General features: G+C 32.5%; 13 protein-coding genes. 8 read left to right on the top strand and 5 right to left on the bottom strand.

Annotated features, from left to right (window positions below):
• Positions 1 to 141: 141 nt before the first annotated feature.
• The 5 genes from NNH57_RS04760 to NNH57_RS04740 form a co-directional block, all read right to left on the bottom strand.
• Positions 142 to 1,578 carry a TolC family protein gene (locus NNH57_RS04760; RefSeq protein WP_074408429.1) on the bottom strand — a complete coding sequence of 479 codons (1,437 nt, stop codon included), beginning with the start codon at positions 1,576 to 1,578 and terminating at the stop codon, positions 142 to 144.
• The gene (locus NNH57_RS04755; RefSeq protein WP_074408430.1) at positions 1,579 to 2,931 is read right to left on the bottom strand and encodes an HlyD family secretion protein; all 1,353 of its coding nucleotides are present in this window, start codon (positions 2,929 to 2,931) and stop codon (positions 1,579 to 1,581) included.
• The gene (locus NNH57_RS04750; protein WP_074408431.1) at positions 2,924 to 4,597 is read right to left on the bottom strand and encodes a peptidase domain-containing ABC transporter; all 1,674 of its coding nucleotides are present in this window, start codon (positions 4,595 to 4,597) and stop codon (positions 2,924 to 2,926) included. Before NNH57_RS04750 ends, NNH57_RS04755 begins: the two co-directional genes overlap by 8 nt.
• A gap of 123 nt (positions 4,598 to 4,720) precedes the next feature.
• Positions 4,721 to 5,038 (bottom strand): hypothetical protein, encoded by a 318-nt coding sequence (locus NNH57_RS04745; RefSeq protein WP_132065768.1) that lies wholly within the window; start codon positions 5,036 to 5,038, stop codon positions 4,721 to 4,723.
• A gap of 310 nt (positions 5,039 to 5,348) precedes the next feature.
• Positions 5,349 to 9,413, bottom strand: a complete 4,065-nt coding sequence (locus tag NNH57_RS04740) for an ATP-binding protein (protein ID WP_159099258.1) — start codon at positions 9,411 to 9,413, stop codon at positions 5,349 to 5,351.
• Between the two features lie 430 nt (positions 9,414 to 9,843).
• Here NNH57_RS04740 and NNH57_RS04735 point away from each other — a divergent pair, with 430 nt between their 5' ends.
• From NNH57_RS04735 to NNH57_RS04700, 8 genes are all read left to right on the top strand, one after another.
• The gene (locus NNH57_RS04735; RefSeq protein ID WP_108808352.1) at positions 9,844 to 11,202 is read left to right on the top strand and encodes a Gfo/Idh/MocA family protein; all 1,359 of its coding nucleotides are present in this window, start codon (positions 9,844 to 9,846) and stop codon (positions 11,200 to 11,202) included.
• Positions 11,203 to 11,220: 18 nt separating this feature from the next.
• A complete protein-coding gene (locus tag NNH57_RS04730) occupies positions 11,221 to 14,163 on the top strand; it encodes a SusC/RagA family TonB-linked outer membrane protein (RefSeq protein WP_074408443.1) in 2,943 nt (980 codons plus the stop codon).
• Between the two features lie 23 nt (positions 14,164 to 14,186).
• Positions 14,187 to 15,842, top strand: coding sequence for a RagB/SusD family nutrient uptake outer membrane protein (locus NNH57_RS04725; protein WP_074408444.1), 1,656 nt, complete (start codon positions 14,187 to 14,189; stop codon positions 15,840 to 15,842).
• 71 nt (positions 15,843 to 15,913) lie between these two features.
• The gene (locus tag NNH57_RS04720; RefSeq protein ID WP_108808351.1) at positions 15,914 to 19,234 is read left to right on the top strand and encodes a VCBS repeat-containing protein; all 3,321 of its coding nucleotides are present in this window, start codon (positions 15,914 to 15,916) and stop codon (positions 19,232 to 19,234) included.
• A 23-nt stretch (positions 19,235 to 19,257) separates the two neighbouring features.
• Entirely contained in the window at positions 19,258 to 20,637 is a 1,380-nt protein-coding gene (locus NNH57_RS04715; protein ID WP_108808350.1) for a DUF3472 domain-containing protein, read from the top strand.
• 209 nt (positions 20,638 to 20,846) lie between these two features.
• Positions 20,847 to 21,947: a mevalonate kinase family protein gene (locus NNH57_RS04710; protein WP_108808349.1), complete on the top strand. Its 1,101-nt coding sequence runs from the start codon at positions 20,847 to 20,849 to the stop codon at positions 21,945 to 21,947.
• 28 nt (positions 21,948 to 21,975) lie between these two features.
• Positions 21,976 to 22,848 carry a sugar phosphate nucleotidyltransferase gene (locus NNH57_RS04705; RefSeq protein ID WP_074408448.1) on the top strand — a complete coding sequence of 291 codons (873 nt, stop codon included), beginning with the start codon at positions 21,976 to 21,978 and terminating at the stop codon, positions 22,846 to 22,848.
• A gap of 48 nt (positions 22,849 to 22,896) precedes the next feature.
• Positions 22,897 to 24,699 carry a sodium:solute symporter family protein gene (locus tag NNH57_RS04700; protein WP_074408449.1) on the top strand — a complete coding sequence of 601 codons (1,803 nt, stop codon included), beginning with the start codon at positions 22,897 to 22,899 and terminating at the stop codon, positions 24,697 to 24,699.
• Positions 24,700 to 24,705 lie beyond the last annotated feature (6 nt).

The following is a 24,705-nucleotide window of genomic DNA, read 5'->3' as shown; positions in this document are numbered from 1 at the left end:
CAAGTTATATTTTGGACAAACAGTTTATCTAACAAAAAAAACATTTCTATTTTCTCGTAGAAATAATAACCGATTTGATTTCATGAATATTCTCTTCTATATATATACGAAACCACAAGTTATTGCTTTCACAATTTTTATTTAAACAGATAATCCCAAGGTGTTATATAAACTAGCTGTTGTCATAAGTCGTTTAATAAGTAGGATATTTTCTTTTAACTGTATATCGAGTAATTTTTGTTCCCGTGAGTTTATAATAAATAACGAGCTTTCTCCTAAAAAGAATTTGCGTTCTTCTGCTTTAACTAACGCTTCATAATCTATGACGATATTTCTTATTAATTGATTTTGCCTAGTAAGTGAATTAATCTCTGCATAAACAGCATCTATTTTATTTTGAAGAGTGACCGCTGTCGATGCTCGTTCAAGATTGGCATCTTGTAATTTTAAATTAGCCAATCGTAAATCTCCTCTTGCTTTGCGCAAAAATAATGGTAAACTAAAATTCACAAATGCTTTGTAGTTCGTAGTATTAAAAGTGCGTATTTGATCAATTTTTGGTGTTAAGAAATTATACTGAATATTTATTTTAGGCAATAATTTATTTAGTTTTAAAGAACGCTCTACGGTAAGCCCCTCAATTTTGGCATCAAGACTTAATAATTTAGGGTGATTGTTAAGTAATCCCGAAGTATTCGTAATGCCATCTAATAAGAGGGAAGCTTCTAACGTATTTAATTCTGGTACTACCGGTACTACATCCTCTTTAATCTCCATTGGTATATCATTTAGCCACAAATAATTACTAACTATTAGAGCTGTCTTTTTTCTTTTTAAAGAAGCTGCTTCCAGATTAAGTTGTCTGTTCTGTAATGTAATTCTGGCTTCAGTAATGTCAATAACAGCTTTTTCACCTGTTTCAACACTTCGCTCTACGGCTACAAGGCGCATGTTTGCATTTTTCAGAAAAGTTGTATAAAGTAGCTGTTCATTAGTAGCTTTTAACCATTCTAAGTACGCTTTACTAGCTTCGAACAATAACATATTAACAAGTACATCTCTATCGGCTTTTGTTTGCTTCCTAAAAAAACGTGCTTTTTTAAGCGAGGCCATGCGTTCGTTAATTAAAAACCCCTGAGCCAACGAAAATGAAACACCTGCACTATATAACCCTTCATCAGGAACAGTACGATTTGGATTTAGAAATTCGCCTGTATTTTCTTCAAAATTTGCTTTAAACTCAATACCATACCAAGTGGGTATTTTAAAAGTAGCACTTAATTGATCGTAATATTCTGTATTTTTAAATTTCTTTCGATCATAATCTACTTCGATTTTTGGATCAAATCCACCACGTGCTTTTAACAAATTTGCCTCACCTATACTTAGTGTAAGTTCGGCTTGTTTCATTAGTGGGTGATACTTTTTTACATAGCCCAAATATTCTTCAAAAGTAAGTGTTTGTACTAATGAAGTAGTTGTGTTTTGTTCTGTTTCAGCTATGCTACTCTGGCTTAACACAGGTTTTGCAAAAGCGAGCAAAATCAATGCAATGATATATTTAATAGCTATTGTCATTTACTTTTTAGCTTTAGTTAATTCTTTTTTATCCCGGATGTAATAATTAGGTGGAAAACCATTTAATTGGCGCCATAGTTCATACCAAATTGGTACGTTTTCTAATAATGCTATAGTATATGCACCAGAGCCTACACGAATATTTTTAGGCCATGGATTCTCTGCATCATCGGGAGCAATGAGGATTCTAAATTTTCCATTAACGCTTATAAAGGTTTCTATAGCAACAATTTTTCCTGCATAGGTTCCGTAAGATGCATTAGGCCAACCACTAAAGAAAATAGCAGGCCAGCCATCAAATTGAACCCTAACACTCTCTCCAATATGTATTAATGGTAAATCTATAGGGTTTACAAAAGTCTCTACAGCGAGATCATATTCTACAGGCATAATACCTACCAGCTTTTCGCCTTCCTTAAAAGTTTCGCCCAACCCCCCGCGTAGGGCTTTGTTTATATACCCATTTTGAGGTGCTGTGATATAGTACAAAGCATTACGTATCTGATAATTAGTCGACTGATTTTCAAGTTTAGTAACTTGCGCTTCTGCCTCAAACTGGCTTGACTCTGCTGTAAAACGTTCACTACGTGATTTGGCAATTTTATCGGCATACTCGGCAGCAACGCGGTTGATCTCAATATTTGCATTAAACACTTCATTTTGGTTAGCAAGTAATTTGTTTTTCTGTGAGATTAATTTGGCTTGCGTTTCTTGTAGCTTTAGACGTTTTTCCTCTACATCGGTTACCGCTTTTAAACCTTCACTTTGTAGAATTACAGTACGGTCGAACTGACGTTGAGCAATATCAAAATTCATCTTACAAGCCTGTAAATCAACACTATCAATCTTTATTTTTAATCGAGATTGTTTTAGCTTATTTTTAGCTTGCGAAAGTTTTAGTTGTCGCTCATTATTTAATGCGCTTACTTGACTTTCTAATGCCTTAATCTTTTCTTGATAGGATATTACCGATCGATTTTTGGCATCCCGCTGCTGATTAGTACGTTCGACTAAGCGTGGATCTTGATACTCGTTTTTTATTTCAGAAATAAATAAAATGGTATCTCCTTTTTTTACAAAATCACCTTCTTTAACATACCATTTTTCAATACGTCCTGGTATAGGTGATTGTATCGTTTGCGGTCTTTGATCTGGCGTTAAGGTAGTTACATAGCCATTACCATTTACATTTTGCGTCCATGGTAAAAAGAGAATGATAATAACAATGATAGCAAAAACACCTAAAAACCGATTGAATAGTTTATTGTGTCTTGAAGTAAATGCTTTTGAAAAAGCAGTATATCCTTCAAGCGATACTTTCTTGTTTAATTGATTATTAGAGATATTAAGCATTGTTTGCGTTCTTAGAGATTATTCTTCCTTCTGAAATTTTAATGGTTTGATTGCAATAGTTTTCCCATTGCCCATTTTGACTAGAGATTATAAGTACCCAAGGGCGTTCTGGTGCTGTTAAATATTTGATAATTCTAGAGGCCTCATCTATTTCAAAATGTTCTAAAGGATCTTTAAGTAAGAGTAATTTAGGGTTATGGATAATAGCTCTTGCGAGTACTATTCGCTTGGATACTGTAAACGGGATTTGTTGCCCTTCGGGATACAACATTGTATTGATTCCATTAGGTTGCTCTTTTATAAAAGACAGTAGTCCAAGATTTTTGAGTACAGAATGCAAATGTTCTTGTGAAATCTCTTTGTTTCCAAAGGTTATGTTATCTAGGATAGTACCTTCGAATGGGGACTGTACAGGGAGTACTTGTCCTATATATGCACGATATTTATTGAGCCAGAGACCTTTTATAGAAACACCATTAATATACAATGCTCCAGTGGTAGGTGATATAAGGCCAGAAAGGATTTTAATTAAGGTCGTCTTTCCTGCTCCCGAAGCTCCATCAAATAGAATTCTATCGGCTTTTTTTATACTGAAATCAATGCCACTCAGCACTTCTTGACCTTCTTGTGTACTATATTTTAGGTTGTCGATCTCTATATGTAAATCTTGTTCGTTTGTAAATGGATCTTCTCCAGATTGCATCTCTTGTTCTTTATCTACAAACTGTCCTATTTTTTCTAATGAGGTTAGTACATCATAAAATGATTCTAATCCTTTGATCAGTTTTTCGACCGAACCAATAACAAGTAAAATGATAATTTCTGCAGCTACAAACTGCCCTATATTCATTTGCTGATTAAGCACTAATAACCCGCCAACAATTAGTAACCCGGCAGTGACAAGAACTTTAAACCCGATAAGTTGAATAAACTGTAACACTAGTACTCTAAAGTGACTTTCACGAGCTTCAAGGTAGTTTGTGGTTAGGTAATCATTACGTTTCATCGCTAAATCTGTATTCCCAGAAAGCTTAAAGCTAATGAGTGATCTAGCTATTTCTTGCAACCAATGTGCAACCTTATATTTACTTTTTGATTCTACAAGACTCGTTTCAAGTCCTCTTTTTGCTGTAAACTTAAAGACTACATAAATGAGTAAAATCAATAAAAACCCATAAATAATAAAGAAAGAATGATAAAAGGATAGCAATATCAAACCAAATATGATTTGTAGTGTAGCAGCTGGAAAATCTATTAGAATTTTTGATAGCCCTTTTTGTATGGTTAATACATCAAAAAACCGATTGGCCAATTCTGGTGGATAGTAATTATTTAGCTCTTTCATTTTTATTTTAGGAAACCGATACGCAAACTCAAAAGAGGCTCTGGTAAAAATCTTTTGTTGCATGTTTTCTAAAATGCGTATTTGCATCAATTGTAAAACTCCTTGAAATGCTACTCCCATTGTGACAAGAACCACAAGTACAATCCATGAGGTAGATACCTGAGCACCTTGAATAAGGTTTATGATGGCCTGTATTCCCAGTGGTAGAGTGAGCGCTACTAGGCCCGCAAAAATGGCATAGTAGAAAATTTGACGAATATCTTTTTTATCGAGTTCAAGAAGACTTAAAAACCTCTTCCAGGGTGATATTTTATTTTCCATTTAACTTAGAATTGGGTGTTAACAGTTAGGGATCAATAGATATTAATCCTTATTTTGCTATATAATTTGAATGAAATGTTCCCTTAAGAATTAGGAAACTTATATGAAATAATTAGAATGGTTTTATGCCACATCTGGTGGTGGAATAAGAATTTCCATATAAGGGTTACCATACCTATTTGAAGATAAATAGGCAGAAAAATCTATACCATATTCTAGAAGATGATTATGTATTCCTAAAATCTGTAATTCGTTTTTTCCATCTTTCTGTTGCTCTTCTTTTTCTATATTTTCTTCGTCATCTACATGAACTAATTCATAAGAAGAATCTGCAAAAAAGCTTATGGTTTGAGCCAAAGGTTGAATAATAATAGCATGCAATAGCACCAATATTGTGAGGCTTTTAAAAAATGCTAATATGTCCCTTCTGCACAAATTCATTTTATAGTATTTAATACGAGATCGTGATAAAAACGAACACTATTGTTTTTACCTTCTTCAACATCTGCAAATTTTGCATTCTTATCACAAAGATATAATAGTAATACTATTACATAACGAAGTTTAACTATAATTAATAATAGTTTAACAATTAACCGTAATCAGATTGTACTCAAAAACCTGAAGCCTATAATGTGGATGAGTTATGATCTTGTGTTAACCTAGATGGGTTACAATCTTTTTTTCTAATCTAAAAATTCTCGCAAACAACAGATCGATTTTAATTAAATTTTTAAAATATATAAGTGTATTAAAAAGTAGTATCTACTCGATGTTTTTTTAGATACGCAATAGTACCCATTTCTTTAGCTTCTTTTTTGAATATTTTAGGAGTTTTTTTAAAACATTTTTTGAAACATTTCGAAAAATATTTTGGGTCATTAAATCCGGTCATAAAGGATGCTTCAGAAATATTATAACCATATTTTGTAATTAAGACAGCAGCTTTTTTCAAACGAATCAATCTCACAAAATCCACTAGGCTATTTCCTGTTAATGCATGACATTTTCGATAAAGACTAGAATATCCCATATGCAAGGATTCGGCAAGTTCTTCCATTTTAAAATCAGCATCTTCTATTCTTAAATTTATGTTAGACACTAGGTTTTCAAGAAAAATTTCGTCTTGCGACTTTTCTAATTTTACTTTCGGGCTACTAATAATTTCTTTACGATATTTTGATATTATATACTCTTTAGATGAAATAATATTTTTCACCTTCAATAATAATTCATTTGTATTGAATGGTTTATTGATATATTCTATTGCACCAGATTTAAGCCCCGATATTTTAGCTTTCGTAGAGTTTTTAGCAGTAAGCAATATAATAGGTATATGCATAGTTACCTGGTCTTTTTGAAGTTTTTTACACATTTCTATACCATCCAACTTTGGCATGACAATATCACTTAAGATCAGATCGGGAAAATTATTTTTTGCATAATAATAACCTTCTTCACCATTTTCGGCCATGATGATATTATATTTGATATGTAACAGCTCTTTTAAAAAAGTTTGTAGGTCAAAATTATCTTCTACTATTAAAATAGTTTTTTTTGATAGATCTAATTCTTCTTCTCTAATTAAAGGGTTATTTTCTACTAAAGAAAAATTATTAGGTTCTTCAGCATCATCAGTTATGATTCTCTCGGTTTCGGTATAGGCATTTTCTGTAATCGGAAATTTAATAATAAATGTTGTGCCTTCTATAGTGTTAGAGTTAACTTTAATCTTCCCTCTATGTAAATTTATTAGTTCTTTGGTGAGCGCTAACCCTATACCTGCACCTTTATTTTTTTTACCAATATCAGATTGATAAAATAGCTTGAAAATATGCTGTAGTTCTTCATCTGGAATTCCTGGCCCAGAATCTATGACAGATAATTTGATAAATTTTTTATTATTAACCGGCACAATATTTAAAAAAATATTTCCCTCTTTAGGAGTAAATTTAAAAGCATTAGAAAGCAAATTATAAATTACATGTTCTAATTTTTCTTTGTCATACCAGGTTGCAGGCAGATTTTTAGGGCAATTCACGATAAAATCAATCTTTCTTTTTCTGGCTAATTCCTTAAAGGATATAGAGATATTTTCTATGTCTTTATGTAAATCATTTTTGGTTACTGTTAATCTTAAAGCTCCTAATTCTTTATTTCTAACCAGTGTTAATTCTTGTGCAATTTTAGAAAGACGTTTGGTATTATATGACATAATCTCCAAACGTTGTTTTAATAATAAGTTTCCATTCTTTTCGGCTTTTTGTAACATATCATCTATAGGGCCAAGGATCAATGTAATCGGTGTTTGAATTTCATGAGACATTTTTGCAAAGAAATTCATCTTCAAATCATGCAATTCATTTTCTTTTTTATGACTCACCTTTTCTAGAAACAGTTTTTTTCTTAAAGAATACCATCTTCTTATTCCATAAGCAGTCAATATGAGGATAAGCAGATAAAAAACATAAGCCAGAGGTGTATTCCATAGAGGTTGCTGTATGGTTATGGCTATTTTTTTTTCAGGAAGATCCCAAACTCCTTTTTTGGTTCCTGTTTTAATCTCAAAAGTGTAGTTTCCCGAGGGAATATTTGTATAGGTCGCCAAGCGTTCTGATTGGCTAGTTATCCAATTTTCATCAAACCCTTTTAATCTATAAGCATAGTAGTAACTTGGATTTAAAATATTATCTATTGCATAAAATCTAAATGAAAAATGAGATTGATTATGTTTTAATTTTAAAGATTCAATATTGGATATTCCAGTAGTAGTTTTGTGAGGTAATAATGAATAAACGAGTTGATTAAGTATTTCTATACTATTTATATATAATTTAGTTTCAGAAGCCTTTTTATTCAGATGTTTTGGGTCAAAACTATTTAATCCTTTAACACCTCCAAAGTACAAAAGACCCTGTGTATCTTTAAACTTACTTCTGGGTAAAAACATATTATCTTGAAGTCCATCTGTATCATAATACGTTTTTAGAATAAGTTTTTTTACATCTAGATGACTTATACCATTATTTTTAGAGCTCATCCATAAGTCATTATTCTCATCTTTAAGAATTGCTATAAACATTTTTTCACCAATCGATTCTATATCTTCAAATGTAGTATACGTTTTATTCTTAGTATTAAATTTTAATAACTTACCTAATCTGTTAATTAACCATATTTCTCCGGGATCACCTAGAACCATAGATTTAACAGCATGGATTTCGTCTTTGTAGTTTTTGTAGTTTTTGTTTTTTTGTGAATGATCAATAAATGTAGAATGCTGTATTTCTGAGTGGTGTTCATTAAATTGAAATAATCCTCCATTATAAAGTCCTAACCAAATTATACCACTTCTATCTTCTAGAATACTTTCTGTGTTAGTACCTTTTAACCCTTTAGCATTATTATCAAAAACAGCTAAAAGTTTTAAATCAGAAGAGTAGACATTAATAGAAAGATTTGATCCGATCCAAATACGCCCTTTAGAATCAGAAAACACGGTTCTTATATCTGTCGCTTCCTGTTTATTAGAGTTATAAATATTTATCTTTTGAAAAGTGTTTTTACTTGTATTGTGATACCATAAACCATTTTTATAGGTTCCGAACCAAATATTTGATAGATTATCTTCTGTAATGGATTGAATATAAAACCCTCTATTTAGAGATATATCATTAAAGTATCGCTTTTCTTTTGTGGTTCCATCAGTATTATAAGTCACTCTTGTTAATCCAGATCCATCTGTTCCAATCCACAAAACATCTTTAGAGCTTTTAAAAATGCTTAATACTCTAAGAGGAGTGTTGTTATCAGAGCCTTCGTGATAACTAATTTTATTATTTCTGTTGGGAAGAATATTAAGCTTACCATAGTTTGTAGTAATCCATATGTTTTTGTGGTTATCTTCATTAATATCCAAAACGGTATTGCTACTCAAGGAAAATTCATTAGAATATTGCCGTGTAAATAAATCAACCTCTCCGTTGTTTATATTTATTTTGTACAATCCACCTCCATCTGTTCCTCCCCACATATACCCATCCTTACCACAAAATAGAGACAAGAACATCTCCTTGTTGATATTAAACCTCTCCTCTTCAAAAAAAGAATCTTGAATAAACTGCTTGCTGATAGGGTCATAGACAAATAATCCATAAGTTTCGGTTCCTACCCAAAGCTTATTGTTGATATCTGAAGCCAGGATAATATTTCCGGGATAGTTTGTAAATGGCCCTATTAATTCTGTTGTCTGTTCTAACTTTAGAGAATAACTATAAATTGTACCTCTGTTGGTACTAACATATATTTCAGAAGAATTCAATATGTCAATATCCATAATATTTTTGATTTCAGAACCGTTGTCTGAAATTGTAGCTATAAAGTTCATTTTAGAATCGACATATCTGTAAATGTTACCAAGCTTAGAGGCTAACCAAATACTTTTCTTGTTTGCTACGATTGAACTTACTACATCATTTTTAGGTAACAAAATAGTCATATCTTCAAATTTGTTAGCAATCGCTTCATATTTCGATATCAATCCAAATTGAGAGGTTATCCATATATTCTTGTTATAATCAACAAGCATATTGTTTATAAAATCATTATGCTGAATATTCGAAAAAATCATCTCATTTTTAATTAGTTTATAATCATACCCATTGTAAACTAATATTCCATCAGCGCATAACATCCAAATATTGTCAAATGAATCCTGTACAGTTTTAGTAGGGATAACAAATTTATTATCATTTATAGGTGAAAGATGTCTAAAACTTGTATGATTTTGACCATGCAAGAAAAGGGAGCATGACATAAAAATGTTTAGTAAAAGATAGATTTTTAATCTAGACATAAAACACTCATTTTTTAGTAAAATACCTCTTAGTATTCTATTACAATTATTTAACAATATGATTTTCTGTAATTGTACTAATATGAAAATTACACACATGAGATGTTATTCATACAATCTCAAGTTTATACTTTAATATTAAATTTTTAACAACTATGACAAACTATTACTTAAAGTAGTGTTAAATATATTAATAAAAATCACCAAAAACAGCTTTAAAAGATTAGAAGAACGCCTTAAAAAGTAGTCTAATTCGTCAAAAAAGAGGAGAAAATAAGCATTGATGTAATTAAGTCTTAAATAGTACTCCTAAACGCTTAAAATATCATCTTCAATAAGGAATGTATCCGTCATATTTGAATTCTCATAGTTTAACATATAAATAACTTAAATGAATTCTAGACGAAATTTTGTTAAAAAAACCGCACTTGCCAGTGCAGGTATATCACTACTTTCAAACTTATCTTTTGGAGCGACCACTAACCTAACAGATAAGAAGCTTAGATTGGCTTTCATCGGGGTAGGATTAAGAGGAATGAACCATTTTAACAATGCTCTTAATAGAAAAGATATAGATATAACCGCTATCTGTGATATAGATCCTGAGCGAATAAAAATAGCATTAAAGAAAATAGATGAAGCCAATTTTTCAAAGCCTAAAGTTTTTGGAAACAGCGATCTTGATTACAGAAATTTACTAGAATTAGAAGATGTCGATGCAGTAATAATATCTACACCTTGGTTGTGGCACACTAAAATGGCTGTAGATGCTATGAAAGCAGGAAAATATACCGGTCTAGAGGTATCTGCAGCCAATACTATTGAAGAATGTTGGGATTTAGTAAATACTCATGAAGCAACCGGGACTCATTTAATGATCTTAGAAAATGTAAACTATCGGAGAGATGTTCTTGCTATTCTAAACATGGTAAAGCAAAACGTTTTTGGAGAATTGGTTCATTTTAGATGTGGTTATCAACATGATCTTCGTTTTGTAAAATTAAACGATGGGAAATCTGCATATGGTAAAGGTGTTGAATTTGGAGAAAAAGGAATATCAGAATCCAAATGGAGAACCCAACATTCTGTACTAAGAAATGGAGATGTGTACCCTACTCATGGCGTGGGACCAATCGCTACAATGTGCGATGTTAATAGAGGCAATCGTTTTACTTCACTAAGTTCTAATGCAACAAAAGCTATTGGACTACATAATTATATTGTAAAACATGGAGGAAAAGAGCATCCAAATGCAAAAGTAAAATTTAAGCAAGGAGATGTTATTACTACTACAATCGAAACCGCCAAAGGAGAAACAATCATTGTAACACATGATTGTAATCTGCCAAGACCATATTCATTAGGATTTAGAGTACAAGGAGCCGATGGATTATGGGAAGTTGATGGTAACAGAATGTATATAGAAGGACAATCAAAACCACACCAATGGGATAATGCAGATCCATGGCTCAAAAAATATGATCATCCTCTATGGCAGAAGTATGGTGAATTAGCTACTGGTACAGGCCACGGAGGAATGGATTTCTTTGTTCTAAACGCGTTTGTAGAATCTGCAAAAGAAAATATTGCTCCACCTCTTGATGCTTATGATGCAGCAGCTTGGAGTGCAATTACACCATTGTCAGAATTATCTATTGAAAATAATGGAGAACCTCAAGATTTTCCTGATTTCACAAGAGGAATGTGGGTAAAACGTAAACCTTATAATTGGATAAAAAGTAAGTATTAAATCATTAAATCATAATATATGGAAAAATTAAAAATTATTCTATTGGTCGTCATATGTACTCTCACAAGTAGCATATTAGCTCAAGAAAAAACAATAACAGGAACAATTTATGACACGACGGGTAGACCTATCGTTGGAGCTTCTATCTTAATCAAAAACACTACAAAAGGAACATCGTCGGATTTTGATGGAAATTATACCATAGGAGCTAACGAAAAAGATATTCTTGAAATATCATATGTAGGATTTATTTCACAGGAAATAGTGGTAAATGAGCAAACAAAAATAAATGCTACCCTACAAGAAGATGTTAGTCAATTAGAGGAAATTATTGTTGTGGCTTATGGCGCACAAAAGAGAGGAACAATCACCTCATCGATAGTGAATATCAAATCTGAAGAACTAAGAGATATTACAACTCCTGATGTGACGACTATGTTACAAGGAAAAGTTGCAGGGGTGCGTTTGGGAGCTTCCAGTGGTAGTCCGGGATCCGTACCAAATATATTAATAAGAGGTTCTTCATCTTTAGGAGGTAGAGTAACCCCATTATGGGTGATTGATGGTGTAATACAACATAGTATACCTATAGTTAATCCAAATGATGTTCAATCTGTATCGGTACTTAAAGATGCTTCTGCGACGTCACTTTATGGATCTCGTGGAGCAAATGGTGTGGTCATCGTTACTACAAAACGAGGAACTTCAGGTAAGTCAGAAATTAGTGTAAGCTCAAAAGTAGCTATAAACACTTTTAATACCGGAAAATTTGAAGTTATGGACTCGCGACAATTATATGAGTATCATACACAATTTGCAAATTCTCAACCCTGGTTTGCTCCAGAATTATTAGATCGAAATTATGATTGGATCGAAAACGGAACTCAAGATGGTTTTGTTAAGGATGTAAACGTATCGTTTACCTCCGGAACCGAAAAACTAAAATTATATATTAATGGAGGTTACTATAATGAAACAGGAACCTTGCGAGGTAATGAATTAGATAGGTATACATATCGAATGAATTTGGATTATGACATTACAAAACGTTTAAAAGTAAGCCCTAAATTATCGTTTAGCTTTGACAATAGAGATAAAATTGCAGAAGCTCCCTTGTATGAATTGTATTTAAACTTGCCCTGGGATAATCCTTTTGATGCAGAAGGTAAACCAATTAATGCACAAGAAGACTCTAATTGGTTAGGTAGAGACCAAAGAAATTATTTATATGATCAGCAATGGAACTACTCCTCTGATAATACATTTAACCTAAGTTCAAACTTTGATTTTGAGTATCAAGTTGTACCCAATCTGGTTTTTAAATCAGTAAATAATTTCACATATTATCGCTATAAATCAAAAATATACACAGATCCCAGATCAATTTCCGGATTGGCCACAGGAGGTAGTATAAATGATAGAATAGACGAACGATTTACCAAATTAACAACTCAGATATTACAATATTCAAATATATTCGGAGAACACTCTGTAACTGCTTTAGGAGGATATGAGTATAACAACTATGTGTATGAAAATGTAGACGTTACCGGTAATGGTATTGTTGCAGGAACAGAAGTTTTAAATGTTGCGAGTGAAACTGGAGAGATAAGTGGATTCAAGAATGATTACGCATTACAATCATTTTTTCTCTCTGCAAATTATGGGTTTAGCAATCGATATTATGTAAAAGCTTCTATACGTAGAGATGGAGCTTCAAATTTTGGATTAGATGACCAATACGGTAATTTCTTCTCACTGGGGGCAGGATGGAACATACATAATGAAGCGTTTTTTAATAGTAAGGCTATTAATGAGCTTAAATTACGTGCGAGTTATGGATCTGTAGGAAACAGACCATCATCTTTATACCCATATCAAGGCACATATAGATTAAATACACAATATATTGGGACTCCGGGAGCAGTATTAGATCAATTAGGAAACCCAGATTTAAGTTGGGAAAAATCGTATGAAGCAAATATTGCTATTGACACAAGACTTTTTGATAGGGTAAGCGCAACGTTTGAATATTACAACAAAGACACGTCTGACCTGTTGTACTTTGTGAATTTACCTGATGTTACTGGATATAGCGGATTTTGGGAGAATGTAGGAGGACTTACCAATACAGGATACGAAGCTGCGATTTCAGTCGATGTTATACAAAGTGAAAATTTTGAATGGAATTTAGGGTTTAATATAGGGTTTAATAAAAATGAAATTACAGAGTTGTTTGATGGACAAACAGAAATCCCTAGAGGGTCAAAAATATTTAAAATCGGAGAAGACTCTAGTTCATGGTATATAAGAAAATGGTTAGGTGTTGATCCAGACAATGGAAACCCACTGTGGGAAGTCGTTGATCCTAATACTGGAGCACGAACAGAAACCAGTAATTGGAATGATGCTACTCTACAAGTTGTTGATTCATCCTCTCCAGATTTTATAGGAGGATTTGATTCTAGACTAAGCTATAAAAATATATCACTTTCTGCCAATTTTAATTTCTCTAAAGGAGGAAAACTATATAATGGCGCCAGAGAATTGTTTGACTCAGACGGATTCTATACTACTTTCAATCAGCAAGTATTAGCCGATGACTGGAACAGATGGGAAAAGCCAGGAGATATAGCAACACACCCCTTAGTTGTTGAAGGTGGTAACAATAACTCTAATAAGCGTTCATCTCGTTATTTAGAAGACGCTAGTTATTTAAGAATGACAAATGTTACACTATCATATAATTTGCCACAGAATATCTTAAGTAAAATAGGAATAAGCAACTTTAATGTATATGTAGCCGGAGACAATTTGTTAACATTTACAAAGTACAGTGGTGTTGATCCGGCAGTTACAGGTAATCCAAATGACCCTAATAATATTGGTTTATCAGGAAGTCCTGGATTAACGTATCCGATACCAAAACGCTATGTATTAGGTGTTAACGTGTCATTTTAAAAAACATTTAAAAATAATATAGTATGAAAAAATTAATAATACTACTGCCAGTTATTGCATTTATACTGCATTCCTGTGAGTTAGAAAAGAACCCTTATGAGCAGATTTCAGTAGATGAATTATTTTCAGATCCAGAATCGATTGAAACAGCTACAATTGGTAATTATGCCTTGTTAAAAGGTGATAAAGGTTTTGATGGTTGGGTAGACGATCTACATAGAATATCAGAATATGCAGGAGATAATGTAAGCCTTAGTGGAGGTACAACTGATCATTTATTCTTTTTGTATAATTATCAATCTATAAAAACCAATTCTAGAGTAGAACGATTTTGGCGTAATTCTTATAAAATAGTAGTAGGATGTAACGTAATTATTGAAAAAATTATCGAAGGAGAATCTCCTGAAACTGATCAATTATTAGGAGAGAATTATTACCTAAGAGCACTTACATATTTCCAGATGGGAAATGTATTTGGAAGACCTTATAATCAAGGTGCTTCGAATTTGTCGGTACCGCTAAAGTTAACATCAAATATTACAGATAGACCAGACAGACATACAGTAGAGCAAGTGTACGCTCAAGTCATTAAAGATTTAGAAAAAGCAGAATCTTTAATGACAGTAAACAAAGGAGCATCTTTTGCTTCAAAAGAAGCCGCACAAGCATTATTGTCCAGAGTATATCTATATAAAGAAGATAATATAAGAGCAGAAGAATATGCTGATAAGGTTATTGCATCTGGAAATTACTCTTTGCTTTCAACAGATCAATTTTCTAAAATGAATACATTAATACCTGATCAAAATCAAGAAGCTATTTTTGCTGTAACATTAAGTTCTGCTACAGATCTTTTAGGAGGCTTTGATGACTGGTTTACCATAGGATCTTTTTATGCCAATGTCGAAGGTAAAGGTTGGGGAGAGATGTATGCTTCGAGAACATATTTGGACTTAATCGACAAAAACCCTAACGATGCAAGAAAATCATTTATAGAGCCACAGCCAGAAAAAGATGGTGATCAAAACGAAATCCCTGCTGTGTATTGGGTAAACGATGAGTATAAATATGAATTTAGAAATACAACCGAAAGTGGAGGAATAACCACGTTTGAAGACAATGGAAATACATACACTGTAGAGTCTGAAATTGTAGATGGTAAAACCATATATTATTTTAATGGTACCGGTGGTAGACAGGATGTTATTAAAGGGGTTGATCTTAAAAAACGTAATGGTCACCCAAAATTCTATATTCTAAAAGCATCCTTACAAGAAAATGACATACACTTGTGGTCACCAATGGTATCTCGTCTGTCAGAAATGTACTTAAACAAAGCAGAATCCCTAGCAAAAAGAGGTGTGGATCAGTTGGCGTTGGATAATATAAATATCATTAGAGAGAGAGCAGGTATCCCCACATATACATTAGCCAATATCCCAACAGGAAAAACCATATTAGATGTTGTTTTAGAAGAACGTAGATTAGAGTTAGCTTATGAAGGGCATAGAAGGTATGATGTCTATAGAAATGGTCGTACCATGAATAGAAAATATCCCGGTACGCATTTAAATGGAACAAATGCTTTTCTAGAAATACCATCTACACACCCAAGAGTTGTAGAATTCATCCCAGAACAACAGATCATTTTACAACCATCACTAATTCAGAATAATTAATATACAATAGCATAGACTTCTTGTGAAGTCTATGCTGTTTTTACTATATAAAGTATTCTTATATCAAAAACATGAGGATTTATACATATAAAACTTGGATTGTGTTTTTTGCACTTACACTCCTGTATTCTTGTAATAATCAAGTAGATAACTTATCATCAGAAAAATTATTTACAACAGTCCCAACAGAGATTACAGGAGTGACTTTTGAGAACAAAATATTAGAATCCGAACAATTACATTATTATAAATACCTATACATCTATATTGGTGGTGGAGTAGCCGCTGCCGATTTCAATAATGATGGATTAGAAGATCTTTTCTTTACTTCTAACATCTATCATAATAAACTTTTTTTAAATAAAGGAAATTTTCAGTTTGAAGATATTACTGTAAAATCCGGAATAAAAAAAAGAACTGGATTTGATACCGGAGTATCTATTGTTGATATCAATAATGATGGTTTTTTAGATATCTATATCAATAGAGCTGGTTGGTACGAAGGAGACGAGAAACTTGCCAATATGCTATACATAAACAACGGAAACCTCACTTTTACAGAACAAGCAAAACGTCATGGTTTAGCAGATACTAATCGGTCGATTGCATCTACATTCTTTGATTATGATAAAGACGGAGATCTGGATGTTTATATTACTAATGCTCCAGCAGAATTTGATTTATCAGGTAAGATAATAGATATAAATAAAATTCAGAATAGTAAAAAAACACAATTCTTTAAAAGTAGTGATAGGTTGTATAATAATGATGGAAAAGGAAATTTCACAGATGTTTCTGTACAAGCAGGAATTTTACCAGATTTAGGTTTTGGACTTAATGCACAGGTAGGAGATCTTAATAATGATGGTTGGCAGGATATTTATGTATCTAATGATTTTATCGGACCTGATTTTGCATATATAAATAATAAAAACGGAACCTTCTCTGAGAAAAGAAATTCACTTTTTAAACACATTTCATACTATAGTATGGGAAGTGATATAGGAGATATTAATAACGATGGGTTTAATGATTTAATGGTTTTAGATATGAGCCCAGAAGATCATGTACGATCCAAAACAACCATGTCTATGATGTCTATCGATAGATTTAATAAAATGGTTAAAAACGATCATCATCATCAGTACATGCATAATGTAATGCAGTTAAATAACAGAAATGGTTCCTTTAGTGAGATAGCACATATGTCTGGTCTTGCACAAACAGACTGGAGTTGGTCTGTTCTTTTTGCCGATTTTGATTTAGATGGATTTAATGATATTTATGTTACCAATGGTATTTATAGAGATGTAGTCGATCGTGACATGAACATTAAAATCAACAATACGATCAACGATAAAAGGAATACCCTAAAAGAGGAAGACTTTTATCAATTCACCCAAAAATTACCACAACAAAAATTAACTAATTACTTATTTAAGAATAAAGGAAATCTAAAATTTGATAATATAACTGAAGATTGGTCAGATGAAAAACCAACATTTTCAAATGGTGCTGTATATGTTGATTTAGATAATGATGGGGATTTAGACATTGTTACTAATAATTTAGATGAAAATGCAACAATACTAAGAAATAATGCAAGAAAGATCAATACTAACAATTTTTTGCAATTTACTTTTAAAGGACCTAAAGAAAATGTTTTCGGAGTAGGAACAACTATAAAAATATACCAGAATGATGGAAAAATATTAACTCGACAACTCATAAACGCTAGAGGATATCTTTCTTCTATGTCGAATACATTACATTTTGGTTTAGGAAAAGATACTGTTGTTCCCAAAATAGAGATCATTTGGTCTGATGGGAATAGGCAACATCTTACTAATATAAAAGCAAACCAATTATTAAGTATTGACTATAAGAATAATGTTAAAACAGTAAAACCAAGTAACAATACAGCATCTAATACGATTTTTACAGAAACTTTATTAGATTTTGAACATACTGAAACTCCTTTCAATGATTTTGATAAGCAGTTATTGTTACCACATAAATTATCGCAAACAGGACCTGCGATAGCAAAAACAGACCTTAATAATGATGGGCTAGAAGATCTTTTTATAGGAGGGGCTCATAATCAAACTGCACAATTATTAATTGCTTCACAAGATGGAAATTTCAAAAAGATACCTGTACAGAATTTTATAAAAGATAGTTTATATGAAGATGTAAGCGCTACCTTTTTTGATGTAGATAATGATGGAGATCAAGATTTATATGTAGTAAGTGGAAGCTATGAGTTTGATCCAGGTTCACCGCTATTACAAGATAGATTATATATTAATGAAGGGGGGTATAATTTTAATCGATCAAAATCAAAATTACCATCCATTAATACTGCAGGTTCTATTGTAAAAGCATCAGATTTTGATCAGGATGGTGATATTGATCTATTTATAGGAAGTCGCGTAATCCCGGGGAAATACCCATATGCACCAACAAGTTATTTGTTAATTAACAAGGGTGGAAACTTTATAGATAAAACAGATGATTTGGCACCAGAACTAAAAAAGATTGGTATGGTGACTAGTGCAGAATGGAATGACATAGATAACGACAATGATTTGGATCTTATCACGACAGGAGAATGGATGGGTATTGAAGTTTTTATTAATGATAACGGAGCGCTTTCTAAAAAAGAAATGTATAACAATCTATCATCAACCAAGGGATGGTGGAATAAGATTTTAGTAGTTGATATCGATAATGATGGAGATAAGGATATAATAGCAGGAAATCTAGGATTAAACTTCAAACATAAGGCCTCAAAAGAAAAGCCGTTTCATGTGTATACAAATGATTTTGATAACAATGGTACAGAAGATATTATGCTGGCCAAGTATTATAAATCTAAACAAGTCCCTGTAAGAGGTAAACATTGTACTGCAGAACAAATACCATACTTAAAAGAAAGGATAAAAACGTATAGCGATTTTGCGAATAGTGATATTCAGGAAATATTAGGAGAAACTTTTCAATCCGCTATTCACTATCAAGCTACAGAATTCAGGTCAGGTATTTTCATTAATAGCAACGTTGGCTTTGAGTTCACACCATTCCCTTCAGAAGCTCAAATGAGCCCGATTAATAGTATTCTTTATGAAGATTTTGATGGTGATCAGATTAAAGACTTACTCATGGCAGGAAATAATTATCATACAGAGGTAGAAACAACTCGTGCAGATGCAGGTATAGGCGTTTATCTAAAAGGGATTTCAAAAGGAGAATTTAAGCCTGTAAAAAATACTAAAACTGGATTTTATGCAGATAAAGACGTGAGAAATATGTTGCTGATAACTACTCAAAAAAAGAAAGCTGTTATTGTCGTAAATAATAATAGTAAGCATCAATTATATGAAGTTAACTAAATAAAGATGATGAATATAAAACAATGAAGAATTATAAAAAATCAATTCATAAAATCGTACTCTTATTGGTGAGTACTTGCATACTGGCTTGTAGTTCGGATAAAAAACCTCTTCACGCCAGAAGTAATGATAAGTTAGACCTATCAATAACTATCCCTCCAGGAGGTAATAGTTGGGCAATAAATAGTACTAAGCAGGATGCCATTTTAATTCATGATTCGGGTATTCATAATTGGACATCATTAGATGATGTTATTTGCATTTATTTTCATACAAAGTTAACAGGCGAATTACACCTCGGTTTAAATATTAAATCAGAAGTAGGACCATCAACTATTCGAGTAACAGTAGGAGATAAAACAAAAGAAGTAGTTATTGATAATACATCTTATAAAAATGTTGAAATAGGGATGTTTGATATAATTAAATCAGGGTACAACTTTATTGAAATTCAAGGACTTCAAAAAGCAGGTGAATACATAGGTGATATTAACAAAATTCTTATCGGTGGATCTGCTACAGCTAGTGGTGTTTCTTTTGTACCAGAAGACTTTAGTTTTCATTTTGGAAGAAGAGGCCCTTCTGTTCATTTAACTTATGAAATGCCTGAAAATAAGGATATAATGTACTTCTATAATGAGATTACCGTACCCCAGGGAGAAGATGTGGTTGGATCTTATTTTATGGCGAATGGTTTTGGTGAAGGATATTTCGGAATACAAGTTAACTCAGATACAGAAAGAAGAATATTATTTTCTGTATGGAGCCCCTTTGTTACCGATGACCCAAGTACAATTCCAGATGATTATAAAGTAATTCTTTTAGGCAAAGGAGAAGGAGTTACAGATGGAAGTTTTGGAGGAGAAGGCTCTGGAGGACAGAGTTATAAAGTGTTTGATTGGAAACCTGAAAACACATATAAGTTTTTACTAAAAGGAGAACCCTCGGTAAACAACAGTACAGATTATACAGCATACTTCTATGCACCAGAAGAAAGTGAGTGGAAATTAATCGCAAGTTTTAGAAGACCGCATACCAATACATACTTAAAAAGATTTCATTCATTTCTAGAAAACTTCAGCACACATACAGGTTTTATTTCAAGAAAAGGTAGATATACTAATCAATGGGTATATGATACACAAGGTCAATGGCACGAATTAGTTAAGGCTAAATTTACTGCAGATGCTACGGCCAGAAATGAAGCCAGACTTGATTATGCAGGTGGTGTAGAAGGAAATTCATTTTACATGAAAAACTGCGGATTCTTTGATGAAAATACAACTATGAATACCGAGTTTTCCCGAACAGCAAATGGTATAAAACCAAATATAGATTTTTCGCTTTTGCAAAGTTCAGGATCTCTACAAAAAGTAAATGCAACGCATAAAAAAAATAAGTAATAACGGTATAGATTGTAAAAGCTTAGAAGTTTTGTTAGAAGATCACAAATATGAAAAGAAAACATTACAAAGTATATAACGTCACTTTATCCAAAACGAAATTTTAATATAGTTTGTTGAATTAGTTAGTTTTAAAAGCCTTTGATGATTAAACATTATTCAGAGGCTTTATTTTGCTAAAGCAGATAAAATATATGGAATATAATAGCATGATTTTGAACAAAGTTAACAGAAAAAGTAAATTGATTTCATTTGCTCCTGGGAGAACATGTCTTTTTGGAGACCATCAAGATTATTTAGGACTGCCGGTTATAGCATGTGCTATAAACAGACATATTAAATTAACGGCTTTAAAAAATGAAGAAAAAACCTTTAATATCGATACACCAGATATTGGTAAAAAAAGAAGTATTGATATTTACGATGAAATTGGATTTGTAGAAAAAGGAGATCATCTACGATCAGCACTTAAAGTATTAAGAAGATATGGTTGTATTCCTAATATTGGATATGATATTACCATTTCTGGAAACCTACCAATAAATGCAGGTACTTCTAGCTCTTCTGCAGTAGTAGTGTCCTGGGTTCAGTTTTTATTAGACGCTTTTGGAGCAGACGATAAAATCACTCCAGAGTTGATTTCACAAATAGCATATGAAGCCGAAGTTTTAGAACACGGAAACCCCGGAGGGAAAATGGACCAATATAGCATTGGCCTGGGAAATATTATGTATTTGGAAACTGGAAAAAATAATTCATATGAATTATTTGATAGCTCAATACCCGGATTAATTATAGGAGAATCTGGTATCCCAAAAGAAACAATAGGTGTTTTAAATGAATTAAAAGAAAACGCTTGGCAAGCTATACATACATTGGCAATGTGTCATGAAAATTTTAATATAGAAAATGTCGAAAAGAGAGATGTGAAAAAATTATCTCATCATCTCCCGGATAGATTAGAACCTTTTTTTTATGCCGCTGTATCAAACCATGATATTACCAAAAAAGCCCTTTCAGAATTTAAGAAAGATCACTTGGATGTAAAAAAAATAGGTGTATTAATGAATGAACATCACGCTATTCTAAGGGATTTTTTAAAAATAACATTACCCAAAATTGATTGTATGATTGAAGGCGCTTTAAAAGTTGGTGCCTATGGAGCAAAGATTGTTGGCTCGGGTAAAGGAGGTAGTATTGTTGCTATTGCTCCAGAAGGAAAAGAACAACAAGTTATTGATGAAATTATAAACGCCGGCGGAAAAGATGCTTACCAAGTTGAGGTAGACCCCGGAGCAAGAATACTCTAAAAGTAATAAACAAAAAACGAACTATCCCATGCATAAAAACTTAATAATTTTGGCTGGCGGCGCTTCATCCAGAATGAAGAAACAAACTTCATTTAAAGGCTTAAGTGATGAAGAAATTGAGCAAGCAAACAAAAGAAGCAAAGGCCTTATTGGTGTTGGTCCAAATGGACGCCCTCTTATGGATTATCTGTTATATAATGTAAAACTTGCCGGCTATAAAAAGATTTATATTATCATAAGTGAACAAGGTGAATTATTCAAAGAATTTTATGGTAATAGTGATAAGGATAATGATTTTCATGGACTTGATATATCTTTTGCAATTCAAAATATTCCTGAAGGAAGAGTAAAACCATTTGGAACCGCAGATGCATTATTTCAGACTGTTGAGCAATACCCCGAATTAAACAGAAACTATTATACCGTGTGCAATAGTGATAATTTGTATTCCTCAGAAGCATTATTCGCACTAAGAGCTACATCAAGTCAAAATGCGTTTATTAGTTACGATAGAGATACAATGGTATTTCCTTCAGAACGCATTTCACGTTTTGCACTTGCAAAATTGGATAAGGCAAATCATTTGTTAGATATTATTGAAAAACCATCTCAAGAAGAAGCTAATAACTATAAAGATAAAGAAGGTAAATTACGAGTTAGTATGAATGCTTTCAAATTTAATGGTAGTGCTATCTATCCCTATTTAAAAAACTGCCCTGTTCACCCCCAAAGAAATGAAAAAGAATTACCAACGGTTCTTTTAAACATGTTAAAAGAGTATCCAAATGAAGCTATAGGAATACCCTTTTCTGAACATGTACCGGATTTAACGGCTAAAGAAGATATAGTTGCAGTAAAAAAATACTTAAACGAACATTATTCTAAATTAAGCTGGGATTAAAATTAGCTAGTAGAATATTACAATAATTAACTAACTAAAAAAGATATAATGGTATCTCTTAGCACTTTTGATTATGTACTAATAATTGCATTTTTTATGATCACCTTATTTATTGGTATATGGGTATCTAAAAAATCTGGAACGAATTCATCAGAGTTTTTTTTATCAGGAAGAAATATGCCATGGTGGTTACTTGGCTTATCTATGGTAGCTACAACATTTTCTACCGACACTCCTAATTTGGTTACCGATATTGTAAGAACAAATGGAGTATCTGGTAATTGGGTTTGGTGGGTATTTTTAATCACAGGGTTATTAACTGTATTTGTTTATGCCAAATTATGGAGAAAATCAAATGTGAGTACAGACTTAGAATTTTATGAATTAAGATATGGTGGTAAACCCGCAAAGTTTTTACGAAAATTCAGAGCCCTATATCTAGGTGTCATTTTTAATGTTATCACAATGTCTGCAGTAACTTTGGCAGCTATTAAAATAGGAGGTATTATGTTAGGTTTAGAACCCTGGCAAACGGTAATTAGTGCTGGATTGATTACAGTTATATTTAGTGCTATTGGTGGTTTTAAAGGTGTAGTATATACCGATTTTATACTGTTTTTTGTTGCTATGGGTGGTGCAATTGGAGCTGCTTATTATTTGGTTAATTTACCTGAAGTAGGAGGTATAGCATCTTTAATGACAAATGAAAATGTAGTAGATAAACTTTCAATACTTCCCGATCTTAATGATAAACGTGCTATAATCACATTACTAATAATACCATTGGCGGTACAATGGTGGAGTTCTTGGTATCCTGGAGCAGAACCGGGCGGCGGCGGTTATATCGCACAACGAATGTTGGCTGCCAAAAATGAAAACCATGCAATAGGAGCAACTTTCTTTTTTAATATAATGCATTATGCATTACGCCCATGGCCCTGGATTATTGTAGCACTGGCATCATTAGTGGTATTTCCTGATCTCGCAAGTTTACAGGAAGCCTTTCCTGATATTACAAAGGATAAACTAGGTCATGATTTAGCCTATTCTGCAATGCTAACCAAATTACCAAGTGGATTATTAGGTGTAGTATTAGCCTCTTTGGTTGCTGCATATATGAGTACCATTTCTACACAATTAAATTGGGGATCTTCTTATATCGTTTATGATTTCTACAAACAACAAATTAATCCAAATGCATCCGAGAAGCGATTGGTGGCAGTAGGTAGAATTGCAACAGTAGTATTGATGATCTTGAGTGCATTTTTGGCATTGCTTTTACAAAATGCTTTACAGTTATTCGAAGTGTTATTGGTTTTTGGAGCAGGAACAGGTTTGATATTTATTTTACGATGGTTCTGGTGGCGTATTAATGCCTGGAGTGAAATTACAGCGATGTTTACCTCTGGAATCATTTCTTTAGTGCTAAAATTAACACCAGCTGGTATCTACTTCTTTGGTGTCGAAGACGGTATATTTCCAGATTGGTCAGAATTTCCGGTAGTCGTTTTTCTAACCACTATTGCTTGGTTGACAGCCACGTATTTAACCAAGCCAGAAAGTAAAGAAGTATTGTCTAATTTTTATATGAAAGTGCAACCGGGAGGACCTGGGTGGCACCACATAATTGATCAAGAAAAATTAGAAAAAAACACCTCAAAAAGCTGGAGTGTACCTTCTGGAATTACGGCAATGCTACTAGGGTGTATATTGATATATAGCATCATGTTTGCCACAGGATATTGGATATATGGACACATAACATATGCCCTGATACTAACCGAACTAGCCATTGTTTCTGGATATTTACTTCTGAAAATGTGGAGTAGAATTAAAGCTAATGTGTTATAAACTGTA

Origin of the sequence: Aquimarina spinulae, assembly GCF_943373825.1 — a bacterium.
Lineage (GTDB): Bacteria > Bacteroidota > Bacteroidia > Flavobacteriales > Flavobacteriaceae > Aquimarina > Aquimarina spinulae.
This window is presented reverse-complemented; position numbering and strand designations above follow the sequence as displayed.